This is a genomic window from Sediminivirga luteola (genome assembly GCF_014639315.1).
GTDB lineage: Bacteria > Actinomycetota > Actinomycetes > Actinomycetales > Brevibacteriaceae > Sediminivirga > Sediminivirga luteola.
In genome coordinates, this window is record NZ_BMFY01000014.1 from 74,439 (window position 1) to 87,009 (window position 12,571).

Genomic DNA, 12,571 nt, shown 5'->3' on the forward strand with positions numbered 1-12,571 from the left:
AAGGAGGCCCGTTGATCACCGTCGATGCGCAACGTCTGAAGAAGGACCTCATCGATCTGGGAAGCATCGGGCGCACGCCGTCCGGCGGGCTGAGCCGGACCTCGTTCTCCGCGGAAGACCTCAAGGCCCGCGAGTGGTTCACCGATCGCTGCACTGAAGCCGGGCTGAAGGTGGAGACCGACGGCATCGGCAATCTCATCGTGTCGAGCCCGCGTGCGGACGCCCTCACTGATCCGAGCCTGCCCGCCGTCTGGTCGGGCTCCCACATCGATACGGTGCCGGACGGCGGCGCCTTCGACGGGGCGCTCGGTTCGATCGCCGCGCTGGAATGCCTGCGCCGCATCCATGAGACCGGGGCGGCGCTGAACCGTCCGGTCCGCTGCGTCGTCTACGCCGACGAGGAGGGCAACTATGCCAGCCTGCTTGGCTCCCGGGCATTGACCCGGGGCTTCTCCCGCGCCGAGCTGGAAACCCTGACCGGTCGCGACGGGGACCGGTTCGCCGACACCTTCACCGCGGCCGGCGGGGACCTGGACGCCGCAGCAGCGGCGAAGCTCCCGGACGGCATCGTCGATTCCAGCGTCGAACTGCACATCGAGCAGGGTCCCGTGCTGGAGGAACGGGGAATCGACATCGGCGTGGTCACGGGCATCGTCGCCCTCGGCAGCGGCACTGTCACGTTCCACGGCCGAGCTGATCACGCCGGCACGACGCCGATGAATGCCCGGCAGGACGCCGGTGTCGCGGCCGGCGCCTTCCTGGCCTCCCTGCCGGAGGTCGCGGCGCGGGCCGGCGAGCGCGCTGTCGTCACCGCCGGGATGGTGACGTTCATACCCGGCGGCGCCAATGTCGTGCCGGAGGCGGCACGGGTGACCCTCGACTTCCGCGAGCCCACGGCCGATGGCGTCGCAGTGCTGGAAGCACTGCTCATCGCCCAGGCCCACGAGATCGCCGCCGCCCACGGGCTCGAATGCACGGTGGACTTCGCGCCGACCGTGCCGCCGGCACCGCTGGACGAGGGCGTCCAGGCCATCATCGCCGACGCGGCCTCTGCACGCGGACTCAGTCACATGCCCATTCCCTCCGGTGCCGGGCACGACTCGCAGAACATCGCCACCATCGCGCCCACCGGGATGATCTTCGTGCCCAGCGTCGGTGGCAGGAGCCACTGTCCCCAAGAGAACACCCGGTGGGACGACGTCGCACGCGGTGCGCAGGTGCTCATGGATACGATCCTCGCGCTCGCGAACCGGTGAGCCGGCATGCCGCCGTGATCGGCGGACCGTCTCCTTTCAGCTGGCGTTCACGACGTCACGGGGAAACACATCTAGCGCGGCCCGCCGCGGGCCGAACAGGGCTTACGCGGATGCCATGACATCCGTCACGGCGAAAACCTGACACGCGGCCTGCGCGGGTTGCCGTCCTGACGACGACACTGCTGTCATGAACATGATCAGCACAGACAGGAACGCGGCACCCGTCATCGAGGTCCGCGAGGTCTCTCGGGGCTTCCCCGACGGCGATGGCGGCTGGATCACCGCGGTGGACCGGGTCACCCTCGGCTTCCAGTCCGGCGAGGTGACCGCCCTCCTGGGCCCCAACGGCGCGGGGAAAACCACGTTGATCGACATGCTGCTCGGCCTGAGCGCACCGGAGTCGGGCACCATCGTCGTCGCCGGTACCGCTCCCCGTACGGCGGTGCGGGAGGGCCGCATCGGCGCGCTCCTGCAGACCGGCGGGTTGCTGCCGGATCTCACCGTCAAGGAGACCGTGCGCATGATCGCCGCGCTGTACCGCGACCACGCACCGGTCGAGGAGGTCATGGAGACCGCTGGCCTGACCGATTTCGCCGCCCGCAGGGTCGGCAAGTGCTCCGGCGGACAGCAGCAGCGGCTCAAGTTCGCCCTCGCGCTGCTGCCCCGACCCGCGATCATCGTGCTGGACGAGCCCACGACCGGGATGGACGTCACCGCGCGGCACGAGTTCTGGGAGCGGATGCGGGCCCAGGCCGAGACCGGGACCACGGTCATCTTCGCCACGCACTACCTGGAGGAGGCCGAGCAGTTCGCGCGCCGCACGGTCCTCATGCACCGCGGACGCGTCATCGCCGACGGCCCCACCGCCGAGGTGCAGCGCAAGGCCGGAGCCGCCAATGTCACCGTCACCTGGTCGCCCACCGAGGATGACCTCGCCGCCCTGCCCCGCATCGCCTCCGCCGAACGCCGCGGCGGGCAGATCACCTTCCGCACCGAAGACGCCGATGCCCTGGCCAGACACCTGCTGACCGCCACCACGGCGCACTCGATCGCCGTCCGCCCGGCGAGCCTGGAAGAGGCGTTCATGCTGCTCACCGACGGCGTCCGAGCAGACGGACAGGACGGTGCGGACGGCGTTGCCGCCCCCGTGGCTCCCGCGGAGCGTCCGGCCACCACCGAAGGAGCGTCCCGATGAACCTCGCCACCTACATCGCCATGGATTTCTGGCGGAACTTCCGCAATGCCGGCAACACCTTCTTCATCGTGGTGCTCCCGGCCATCCTGTTCCTGTTCTTCGGCGTGAACATGGACAACACGGATCTCGCGGTGGGCCACGGGAACGTCAGCGCCTGGATCATGATCGGCATGGCGACCTACGGCGCCATTACCGCCACCACCGCCCTGGCCGGCTCCGCGGCAGTGGAGATCCAGCAGGGCTGGGGACGGCAACTGGCGTTGACGGCGCTCCCGCACGGAGGGTTTGTCCTGGCCAAGACCTTGATCGCGCTGGGAATGGCGGTTCTGCCCGTGGCTGTTCTCAACGTTCTGGCGCTGGTCACGACGGCCCAGATGCCGCCCCTCACGTGGCTGGCGTCGGCGGCCCTCACGCTTCTCGGTTCAGTGCCGTTCGCCTTGTACGGCCTGGCCGTCGGGCTGCTGTTCCGCTCCGACGCGGCCGTGGGAGCGGCGTCCGGGGTCGTCGTGGTGCTGGCGTTCTTCGGCAACGCTTTCAACCCGATGGCGGGCGTCCTCCTGGACATCGGGCGTTTCACGCCGATGTACGGCCCGGTGGCGCTGGCCCGGTACCCGCTCATGGAGGGAGAGATCGTCGGCACCTCCGGGCCGGTCGGAACAGACCCGCTATGGGGCATCCTGCTCAATGTGGTCGCGTGGAGCGTCGTGTTCGCCCTCGCCTGCCTGCTCCTCCAGCGCCGGCGTACCGCACGGCAGTGAGCCTTCGGAAAAGACCCGCACCGTGAAAGGCTAAGAGCCATGGGACACGCATCGGCGCCCGGCCGGGATGAGCTCAAGGAAACCGGGAAGGCGACGCAGAGGCACCTCGCCGCCCGGCATATCGCCGGTTTCGTCTACGCCGGCATCTGGGCGGTCTTCCTGGTGGTGCCGGCGATCGGCACGGCCTACAGCGATGCCGCCCTGCCGTGGAAGGTCCTCGCTTGGACCGCTACCGCGGTGTTCACAGCCGGGTATCTCGCCCTGGCCTGGCGGTGGTTCTCCGATGAGGCGGAAGATCCCATGCTGGCCGGTCAGGGCGCGGTGCCGTCGCAACGGGAACTGGTGACCGGCGTGCTCGTGCTCGCCGCCGTCGCGGTCCTGGCGATCCCCGGCGCCGGTGCTTATGTCTCGGCCTTCGCCCCGTACCTGTCCGCGCTCATCATCTTCACCCGGCCACCACGTCTGGGTGTGCCCCTGGGCCTGCTGATCTGGGCGGTGCCCAGCACACTCGCGTATCTCCTGGACGGCGGCGGTGTGCTCTGGATCGTGCTGGGTCCCGGGATCGGTTTCGCGTTCATCGTGATCATCCGGCTCACCGAGTACTACGACACCCGCGACCGGCAGCGGGCAGAGGAGCTGCGGCACGCGGCCGAACGCGACGCCATCGCACGGGACGTCCACGATGTGCTCGGCCACTCGCTCACCGTCCTGTCCATCAAGGCGCAGCTGGCGGCGCGGCTGCTCGATTCCGACCCGGCACGGGCCAGGGACGAGCTCACCCAGATCGACGCTCTGGCGCGCGAATCCCTCGGCCAGATCCGCTCCACCGTGTCCCGGCTGCGCACCCCCGAACTGCGCGGCGAGCTCGATGCGGCCCGCAGCGCCCTGGAAGCGGCGGGCATCGACGCGGAGATCACCGTCGGGACGGACACAGCGGCCCACGCAAGGATCGGCACCGCCCTCGGCCGTGGGGCTGGCACAAGGACCGGCACGGGGAGCGTCGATGCCGGTGACCTCCGGGACCCTGGCGGTCTGCTCGCCTGGGCGCTCCGGGAGGCGGTGACGAACGTGCTCCGGCACTCCGGCGCCGGCCGCTGCCGGATCCAGCTCGCGCCGGGCCTGCTGCGGGTCGCCGATGACGGGACCGGGATGACCGGGCAGGAGGGCAACGGACTGCGGGGTCTGCGCGAGCGGGCGCGGGCCGCGGGCGCCACGGTCCGCCTCACGCCCGCGCACCCGCATATGGAGGGCACCAGCCCGCAGCGTCCGGGCACCCTGATCGAGGTGAGGAAGTCATGAGCGAGCAGATCACCGCCGGGCGCCCCATCCGGGTCGTCCTGGCCGATGACCAGGACCTCGTGCGTGGCGGCCTGGCCGCGCTGCTGAACCTGGAACCGGATCTGGAGGTGGTGGGCCAGGCCGGCCGCGGGGACGAACTGGAGGATCTCGTCCGGCGGACGCGCCCGGACGTCGCCCTGGTCGACATCGAGATGCCCGGGATCGACGGCATCGACGCCACCCGCCGGATCGTCGAGGCCGGCCTGGGGTGCCGGTGCCTGATCGTCACGACGTTCGGGCGCCCCGGATACCTGCGCCGCGCCATGGACGCCGGTGCCTACGGCTTCGTCGTGAAGGACACCCCCGCCGAGCAGCTCGCCCAGATGGTGCGCAAGGTGGCCGCCGGGCAGCGGGTGGTCGATCCGGCGCTCGCGGCCGACTCACTGGCCGGGGGAATCGACCCGCTAACCGAGCGGGAACGGGACGTCCTCCGGGCGGCCGCCGACGGCGGCTCGATCAAATCCGTCGCCGCAGCCCTGCACCTGTCCGCCGGGACGGTACGCAACCACCTGTCCAGTGCCATCGGCAAGACCGGGGCGGAGACCCGTTACGAGGCAGCCCGGCTGGCGCGCGAACGCGGCTGGATCTAGCGCCGGGCCAGCAGGCCGCTCAGGACGGTCAGCAGCATCAGTAGTACACGGCCAGCGGCCCCTTGGGCCCCTGGATCACCTGGACCGCGGTGTTGAACACCCGGGTGAGGACCTCGTCGCGCATGATCTCCTCGGGCGTGCCGTACTCCGCGATGGTCCCGTCCTTCATGGCGAGGATGCGGTCGGAATAGTGCGCCGCGAAATTGATGTCGTGCAGCACGATGACCACGGTGCGGCCCAGCTCGTCGGCGGCGTTGCGCAGCTGCGACATCATCTGCACGGCGTGTTGCATGTCCAGGTTGTTCAGCGGCTCGTCCAGCAGCACGTAGTCGGTGTTCTGTGCCAGCACCATCGCCACATAGGCGCGCTGGCGCTGGCCGCCGGAGAGCTGGTCCAGGTACCGGTTCTCCAGCTCGGTGAGATTCAGGAAGTCGATGGCCTCGGAGATGTAGTGCTCGTCCTCCGCGGTCAGCCGTCCCCGCGAGTAGGGGAAGCGACCGAAACCCACCAGCTGGCGGACGGTCAGCCGGGTGACGAAGTGGTTCTCCTGGCGCAGGATGGACAGGATCCTGGCGATGGCCTTCGACGGCGTGTTGACCACATCGTGCCCGGCCACCTGGATGCTGCCGTGGTCGATGTCCAGCAGCCTGCCGATCATCGTCAGGATGGTGGACTTGCCGGCACCGTTCGGGCCCACCAGGGCGGTGATGCCGCCCTGCGGGATCTGCACCGTGACGGGGCCGATGCGCACATCGGAGGCGTAGTCCTTCCGCACACCGGTCAGTTCGATCACAGGCGCCCCTTCCGCAGCAGGAACACGAGGAAGACGATGCCGCCGACCAGCTCGACGACGATGGTCACCGCGCCGCCGGCGTTCCAGACGTGGCGGAGGGTGAAGTAGGCGGCGGCGAGGATGGTGTAGCCGAACAGGAAGCCCATCGGGAACAGCAGCCGGTGCGAGTAGGTGTCGGCGAACTGGTAGGCCAGCATCGCTGAGAGGAATCCCAGGAACATCATCGGGCCCACCAGGGCGGTGGCCATCGCGATGAGAATCGAGACCAGCATCAGCACGACGATGAGTGCCCGCTTGTGGTTCAGCCCGAGGTTCAACGCGGCGGTCTTGCCCAGCGACAGCACGTTCAGCTTGGGCGCCCACAGCCAGAGCACCACGGTGACGGCCAGCGCGATGGGGATGGCATAGGGCAGGTAGTCGGCACGGGCATTCGAGATGTTGCCGAACAGCCGGGCGGTGAGGACGTCGAACTCGCTGGGCGTGAGCATCCGCTGCATGAAATTGGACAGCGAGCCCAGCGTTCCGCCGATCACGACGCCCACGAGCAGCATGATGTGCACATTGGAGAAGCGGCCCGAGAGCAGCCAGGTGTACAGCATGGTGGCCAGGAGCAGCATCGCCACGGTCTGCAGGAGGAACGGCGTGACGCCCACGAGCATGGCCGCCGCCGGGACGCCGAACAGGTAGACCAGCGCCGTCTGGATGGCGGTGTACAGCGAGCCGAAGCCCATGATGCCTGGGGTGATGATGCGATTCCCCACGGCGGTCTGGAAGGCGATGGTCGCCATGGCATGGCAGAGCGCGACGACGCCGATCGTCAGCAGGGAGTCCCGGCGCATCCCGGCGATGGTCCAATAGCCCTCGGAACCGAACGGCATCGGATTGTTCCAGGTCATGATGGCGACGGTGAAGCCGATGGCGAGCACCACCAGGACGGTCATGACGAGTGCGTACGTGCGCAGGTGACGGGCGTCGGAGAACGGCCCGGATTGACGGCGCCCGGACAGGAGCGGCAGCAGGGTCCTCCGGCGGCGCGCGAGGGGCGGAACGCCGGCGGTGACCTGGCCGGAACCGGCCGTGCTCATCCCGGTGCGGCCGGCGATGCCGCCGGTGTCGGCACTGGCGCTGCGGTGCGCGGTTCTCGCGTGCGGCTGGATCGTCATACCGCTAGGCCTCCCTTGCGGCGCTGGCGCAGCAGCAGGCCGACGAACACGATTCCGCCGACGAGTCCCAGCACCAGGCCGACGGGAATCTCGAAGGGCGCGCGGATGACCCGGCCGATGAGATCGCAGACGGTGACGGTGCAGATGCCGACGAGGCACACCCAGGGCAGGTTGGAGCGCAGGTCGTCGCCGCGGAACAGCGCGACGATATTGGGCACCACGAGACCCAGGAACGGCAGTGTGCCCACGACGGTCGCGGTGACGCCGGTGGCGATCGCCACCATCGCCGTGCCCAGGAACAGGACGAAGGCGTAGTTCAGGCCCACATTGGTGGCCATGTCCTTCCCGAGGCCGGCCACCGTGAACTGGTCGGCGACGAGGAAGACCAGGACCGTCACGGCCAGCACGATCCACATCAGCTCGTACCGTCCTTCGATCACACGGGTGAAGGAGCCGGCGAACCAGATCCCCAGGTTCTGCAGGTTGTCCGAGACCAGCGCCAGGTAGGTGGTGAAGGAACTGACGACGGCGCCGAGCATGATGCCGATGATGGGGACGATAAGGCTGGACTTGAGCGAGACCCGGCGCAGGAAGAGGAAGAAGACCATGGTGCCCAGGAACGCCATCAGCGTGGCGCCGGACATCCTGGCGAAGAGGCTGGCGGTGGGGAAGAACCACATCATCAGGATCAGCCCGAGCCCGGCCCACTCGGTGGTGCCGGTGGTGGAGGGCTCGACGAAGCGGTTCTGGGTGAGCAGCTGCATGATCACGCCGCACATGGCCATCGACGCGCCGGCCAGGACGAGCGCGATGGTGCGGGGTATGCGGGTGACGCCGAACATCCAGAAACCCTCGGCGCTGAAGACGTCGTATTGCCCGGTGGCCAGGGAGAGGAGGAGCAGCGCCACGGTGATGGCGAGGCCGATGAGCAGGGCGGGCGTGAAGAGCCGCTGCCGGCGCTGCCCGCGTCGTGTTCCCGTCGATGCCGCGGCGCCCTGCGCGCCGTGCCCCGGAACGGGGTCGCCGGGCCGGAGCGTGGTCCGGTCCGGATGTGGTGCGGGGGAGAGCGGCATGGGCGGGTGTTTCGTCCTGATCTGGGTCGTAGCCGGAAGGCGCGGTCAGTAAGTGTGCGCATCCTCATCTATGTGAGGCAACCCTTCGATGATGTCATCCACAGCCGAGGATGTGAAGCGCGCGCCAGCCGGGTCCGTCGAAGGGGGCGAAAGGACGCATCGGCGCCCAGGCTGAAGAACCCGGGCGCCGATGCGAAAGGCGCGACAGGGAGCGCCGGGCTTCCCTACTGCTGGGACTCCAGGGCGTCGGCGAAGCTGTTGAGGAACTCCGTGTAGGCCTGGATGTCCTCGGTGAGATACATGTTGTCGGGGGCGTAGACGATATTGCCCTCCTGCACCGCGGGCACGTTCTGCAGTGCGGGGCTCTCCTCAATGAGCTCGGCAGCGGGCTGGTAGTCCGGCTCATCGGAGTTCATGGCGTCGCGGTCCAGGACCAGCATCCACTCCGGGTTCGCCTCGGCGATCGCTTCCACCGAGATGTCGTCGCCGTGCGACTCGTCTTCCGCCTCGCTCTCCAGCGCCGGGACCAGTCCGAACTCGGTGAACAGCGGACCCACGGAGCGGCCATCGCCGGGTGCGGCGTAGTTGATGGTGCCACCAGAGGTCAGGACGCCCATGACGCTGGCCTCGCCGTCGTACGCGGCTTCCACCCGCGCGGCGGCGGCGTCCAGATCGTCGACGAGTCCCTGGGCCGCCTCCTCCTCGCCGAAGAGCGCACCGAGCTGCTCGGTCTTTTCCCGCAGCCCGTCGAAGAACGTCTCGGGATCGCGCGTGGCCTGGTCCCATTCGAGGATGACGGAGCCCTCGGGCAGGAGTGCTTCGATGTCCCCGTAGTACTGGGCGAAGCGCTGGCCGTTGATCACCACATCGGGCTGGGCCTCGACGATGGCCTCCAGGTTCGGTTCCTGGTGCGAGCCGAGGTCGATGAGGTCCTGGGAGCCGTAAGCGGATTCGCGGGCCAGGCCGAGGGGCGCTGCGGTCAGTTCCACGCCGAAGGCTTCCAGGGTGCGGAAGGAACGGTTGTCGGTCGCGACGATGCTCTGCGGATCGGCGGGGACCTCGTGAGCGCCGTGGTCGTCCTCGATCTGGATCGTCTCGCCGCTCCCGGCGGCCTCGGATCCGGTGCCGGTCTCGTCCGAGGCGCCGCCACAGGCGGTCAGGGCGAGGGCGGCGCCAGCGGCGAGGGCGACGGTGGTGCTGCGGTGACGGCGGAGCATGATGCGCATCCGGTGATCTCTCCTTGAGTGTGGTCAGGGCGGGAGGTTCGCGGCTCGTCTCTCAGCGTTCGCGCACTCAGAGTTAGCCGAGCCTTAAGGAACTTACCCGAACCTATCCCGGTCAAGGGAGGATCGTCAAAGGATTGCCTTACTTCACTTCCGCGATGTGAGGGAAGTCACTCTCGCGCGTGGTCAGTTCACTGTGAAAGTCGCCGATCGGAGGCCGAGGGACGTGCGCAGCTGGGTCCCGCTGCGGGTCGCGGTCTGGCCCGTGCTCGAGGTCGCGGTGGCCTGGCGGACCATGCTGCCGGCGCTGTTGTTCGCCACCTGAATGCTCACCACATCGGACAGGCCGAAGGCGCGGGCCATATCCGACTGGCTGATGGTCGCGGTCCACGAGCTGTACGGGTTGTTCGCCGCCGCGGTGTGCGCGGCCGAATCGTCCCGGGACTGCAGATAGGGGGTGTTGCTGCCCCACACATCGGCGCCCGGATTCGTCCGGCCTCCCGAGGAGGACGAGTACACCGCGTCGATCAGTGCCCCGTTGTGCCGGACCACCCGGGCGCGGGTCACGGTGGAGCCCGAGACGGTCTGGGTGGCGCGGACCGCGCGCACCCAGTTGCCGGCGGCGTTCTCCTGGTTCCAGCCGCGGAACACCTGGGACTGCACCTCGTCGTAGACGTGGCACTCGCAGGCGGACTTCACCGAGGCCATGTTCCGGTAGGCGTAGGTGCGGGCGGCGATCGCCTGGGCCTGCAGTGCCGCGTCCCGCCAGCCGTTGGGGACCTCGGCCACGCCGGGCAGGTACTCGGAATTGACCTTCAGCACGTTGATGACGTTGAGGTTGCCGCCGGTGCGGCGGACTTCGATGCGGCCGTGCCGGTAGGTGCCGGTGGAGCCGCTCTGGGCATGACTGACCCCGACCGTCGCCGCCGAGCCGGACCAGTACCGGGTGCCCTCCCACTCCACGGTGATCCACCCGGCCTGCACGGTGCGGCCGTCGATGGAGGCGCGCACCTGGCTGCCGGAGGTGTTCACCGTGATCTGCCCGCTGGAGGCGACCGTGGTCGGACCGGCCTTCACCCGCAGCCGTCCACCCGAGGGCGTGATGGTGATCGAGCTGCGGTCGGCCAGCAGCTGGACGCGGATGTCGTCATCGGCGCGGGCTGTGATCTCCTCCACCTTGGCGGGGTTGTAGTAGTGCTCGAGGATCTGCGTGGCGCTACGGCCCTGCGCCGCCATGCCCTGGGCGCCGTACTGGCTCATGCCCACGCCGTGACCGAATCCGCGGCCCTCCAACCGGAACGACGAGGGTGCCCGCTGGACGTGCACCCGGGCGCCCTCGCCGCTGCGCCAGGTGATGTAACCGCCCTCGAAGTCCTGCCGCACGCCGCCACCGGAGGAGTACTCGCCGCTGGTGGGGTAGCCGAGGCTGCCGTTCTCCCAGCCGGCGTTGCGCCAGGCGGTGCGGATGCCGCCCCAGGTGGCGTGGGCGCCGTTGCCGGGGCTCCAGTGGACGGAGCCGCCCTGGAATTCCTGGAAGCAGCCTCCGCCGCGCAGGGTGCAGCGTTCGCCGCTGGTGGGATAGCCGAGTTTCCCGTTCTCCCAGCCGGCGTTGCGCCAGGCGGTGCGGATGCCGCCCCAGGTGGCGTGGGCGCCGTTGCCGGGGCTCCAGTGGATGGAGCCGCCCTGGAATTCCTGGAAGCAGCCTCCGCCGCGCAGGGTGCAGCGTTCGCCGCTGGTGGGATAGCCGAGTTTCCCGTTCTCCCAGCCGGCGTTGCGCCAGGCGGTGCGGATGCCGCCCCAGGTGGCGTGGGCGCCGTTGCCGGGGCTCCAGTGGATGGAGCCGCCCTGGAATTCCTGGAAGCAGCCTCCGCCGCGCAGGGTGCAGCGTTCGCCGCTGGTGGGATAGCCGAGTTTCCCGTTCTCCCAGCCGGCGTTGCGCCAGGCGGTGCGGATGCCGCCCCAGGTGGCGTGGGCGCCGTTGCCGGGGCTCCAGTGGATGGAGCCGCCCTGGAATTCCTGGAAGCAGCCTCCGCCGCGCAGGGTGCAGCGTTCGCCGCTGGTGGGATAGCCGAGTTTCCCGTTCTCCCAGCCGGCGTTGCGCCAGGCGGTGCGGATGCCGCCCCAGGTGGCGTGCGCGCCCGTGGACTGGGTCCAGTGGATCGAGCCGCCGCGGAACTCCTGGAAGCAGCCGCTGTTCCTCAGCGTGCACCGTTCCGGCCCGGTCGGCTGGCCCAGAGCACTGCCGGCACCGCCGAGCGAACGGTACAGGTTCCCGATCGCGCCGGCCACGGGGTACGAGGCATGGACGGGGGTGAGGCCACTCATGCTGAGCGCGAAGCCCAGGGCGAGGGCGATGATGGAGCGGCGGGCCCGGAGACGGGCCGTCGAGGCGGCACGAGGTGCCCGCGGGGAAGTCGGCATACTCAGATCATAGGGAGCCGGATGCTTGACCGGTAGAGCGCCTCGCCGCAACGATGTACAGAACGCCCGCGATGATGTGAAGCGCCGCGCCGGTCCACAGCAGCGCGTGCGCGCCCGGGAGCAGCCAGGCCGGCTCGAAGCCGCCCGCGGCGACGGCGGTGACCAGCCCGGTGAAGAGCACGAAGCTGCGGGCCTTGCCCGCCAGGGACACCGTGAGGGCGCCGGAGGCGGCGGCCCGGCCGGCCAGCACGACGACGAGCAGATCGACGATGACGACGATCAGCACCACCGGCCACGGGACGAGCCCGGCCCACGCCAGAGCGGTGGCCACCACCGCGATGCCCAGCCGGTCCGCCACCGGGTCGAGGATCTCGCCGGTGCGGGACTGCCAGCCGAACCTCCTGGCGAGCCAGCCGTCGATCCAATCGGTGTACGCCCACAGCGCCACCAGCACCAGCAGCGGCCAGCCGAAGTGCTCGGCGGCGATGAGCCAGCCAGCCGGGACGAGGAGGATCAGCCTGATCAGGGTGATGCCATTGGGGATGGTGGCCCAGTCGGGGCGGACGCCAGAGGAGGCATCCCGGCCGGTCTCCGGTCCCATCGTCCCTCCCCTGACGTCCGCGCGCCGGCGCCTGGAGGCGCCGCCCTGCCACGTACTGCCAGCTTAACGCCCGCGCCGGCGGGCCGTGCCACGCCGGGCGGCCGGCGGAGGGACAGCGTGGAGAACGTCGCGCCGAACCGGCGATCTCCCCGAACCGGCC

General features: G+C 69.6%; 11 protein-coding genes. 5 read left to right on the top strand and 6 right to left on the bottom strand.

Annotated features, from left to right (window positions below):
- The first annotated feature begins 11 nt into the window (after positions 1 to 11).
- The 5 genes from IEW13_RS14165 (at position 12) to IEW13_RS14185 (ending at position 5,137) form a co-directional block, all read left to right on the top strand.
- The gene (locus IEW13_RS14165) at positions 12 to 1,256 is read left to right on the top strand and encodes a Zn-dependent hydrolase (protein ID WP_188551573.1); all 1,245 of its coding nucleotides are present in this window, start codon (positions 12 to 14) and stop codon (positions 1,254 to 1,256) included.
- Between the two features lie 187 nt (positions 1,257 to 1,443).
- The gene (locus IEW13_RS14170) at positions 1,444 to 2,451 is read left to right on the top strand and encodes an ABC transporter ATP-binding protein (RefSeq protein ID WP_229745187.1); all 1,008 of its coding nucleotides are present in this window, start codon (positions 1,444 to 1,446) and stop codon (positions 2,449 to 2,451) included.
- Entirely contained in the window at positions 2,448 to 3,209 is a 762-nt protein-coding gene (locus tag IEW13_RS14175) for an ABC transporter permease (protein WP_188551574.1), read from the top strand. Before IEW13_RS14170 ends, IEW13_RS14175 begins: the two co-directional genes overlap by 4 nt.
- Positions 3,210 to 3,248: 39 nt before the next feature.
- A complete protein-coding gene (locus IEW13_RS14180; RefSeq protein ID WP_188551575.1) occupies positions 3,249 to 4,508 on the top strand; it encodes a sensor histidine kinase in 1,260 nt (419 codons plus the stop codon).
- A complete protein-coding gene (locus IEW13_RS14185; RefSeq protein WP_188551576.1) occupies positions 4,505 to 5,137 on the top strand; it encodes a response regulator transcription factor in 633 nt (210 codons plus the stop codon). Before IEW13_RS14180 ends, IEW13_RS14185 begins: the two co-directional genes overlap by 4 nt.
- A gap of 37 nt (positions 5,138 to 5,174) precedes the next feature.
- On the opposite strand, the gene IEW13_RS14190 is transcribed toward IEW13_RS14185, so the two are convergent.
- From IEW13_RS14190 to IEW13_RS14225, 6 genes are all read right to left on the bottom strand, one after another.
- Complete coding sequence (locus tag IEW13_RS14190) at positions 5,175 to 5,930, bottom strand: iron ABC transporter ATP-binding protein (protein ID WP_188551577.1); 756 nt, start codon at positions 5,928 to 5,930, stop codon at positions 5,175 to 5,177.
- Positions 5,927 to 7,093, bottom strand: coding sequence for an iron chelate uptake ABC transporter family permease subunit (locus IEW13_RS14195; RefSeq protein ID WP_229745188.1), 1,167 nt, complete (start codon positions 7,091 to 7,093; stop codon positions 5,927 to 5,929). The genes IEW13_RS14190 and IEW13_RS14195 overlap by 4 nt, the downstream gene beginning before the upstream one ends.
- A complete protein-coding gene (locus IEW13_RS14200) occupies positions 7,090 to 8,166 on the bottom strand; it encodes an ABC transporter permease (protein WP_188551578.1) in 1,077 nt (358 codons plus the stop codon). The genes IEW13_RS14195 and IEW13_RS14200 overlap by 4 nt, the downstream gene beginning before the upstream one ends.
- Positions 8,167 to 8,390: 224 nt before the next feature.
- Entirely contained in the window at positions 8,391 to 9,392 is a 1,002-nt protein-coding gene (locus IEW13_RS14205; RefSeq protein WP_229745189.1) for a siderophore ABC transporter substrate-binding protein, read from the bottom strand.
- A gap of 183 nt (positions 9,393 to 9,575) precedes the next feature.
- Positions 9,576 to 11,810, bottom strand: a complete 2,235-nt coding sequence (locus tag IEW13_RS14210; RefSeq protein WP_229745190.1) for a SpoIID/LytB domain-containing protein — start codon at positions 11,808 to 11,810, stop codon at positions 9,576 to 9,578.
- 7 nt (positions 11,811 to 11,817) lie between these two features.
- Entirely contained in the window at positions 11,818 to 12,411 is a 594-nt protein-coding gene (locus tag IEW13_RS14225; RefSeq protein WP_188551579.1) for a CDP-alcohol phosphatidyltransferase family protein, read from the bottom strand.
- Between the last annotated feature and the right edge of the window lie 160 nt (positions 12,412 to 12,571).

What these genes read in the sequence shown, in the direction of transcription:
- IEW13_RS14225 (WP_188551579.1), bottom strand. Translation starts at nt 12,411, where the DNA reads ATGGGACCGGAGACCGGCCGGGATGCCTCCTCTGGCGTCCGCCCCGAC.
- IEW13_RS14210 (WP_229745190.1), bottom strand. Translation starts at nt 11,810, where the DNA reads ATGCCGACTTCCCCGCGGGCACCTCGTGCCGCCTCGACGGCCCGTCTC.
- IEW13_RS14170 (WP_229745187.1), top strand. Translation starts at nt 1,444, where the DNA reads ATGAACATGATCAGCACAGACAGGAACGCGGCACCCGTCATCGAGGTC.
- IEW13_RS14185 (WP_188551576.1), top strand. Translation starts at nt 4,505, where the DNA reads ATGAGCGAGCAGATCACCGCCGGGCGCCCCATCCGGGTCGTCCTGGCC.
- IEW13_RS14180 (WP_188551575.1), top strand. Translation starts at nt 3,249, where the DNA reads ATGGGACACGCATCGGCGCCCGGCCGGGATGAGCTCAAGGAAACCGGG.
- IEW13_RS14195 (WP_229745188.1), bottom strand. Translation starts at nt 7,093, where the DNA reads ATGACGATCCAGCCGCACGCGAGAACCGCGCACCGCAGCGCCAGTGCC.
- IEW13_RS14205 (WP_229745189.1), bottom strand. Translation starts at nt 9,392, where the DNA reads ATGCGCATCATGCTCCGCCGTCACCGCAGCACCACCGTCGCCCTCGCC.
- IEW13_RS14175 (WP_188551574.1), top strand. Translation starts at nt 2,448, where the DNA reads ATGAACCTCGCCACCTACATCGCCATGGATTTCTGGCGGAACTTCCGC.
- IEW13_RS14200 (WP_188551578.1), bottom strand. Translation starts at nt 8,166, where the DNA reads ATGCCGCTCTCCCCCGCACCACATCCGGACCGGACCACGCTCCGGCCC.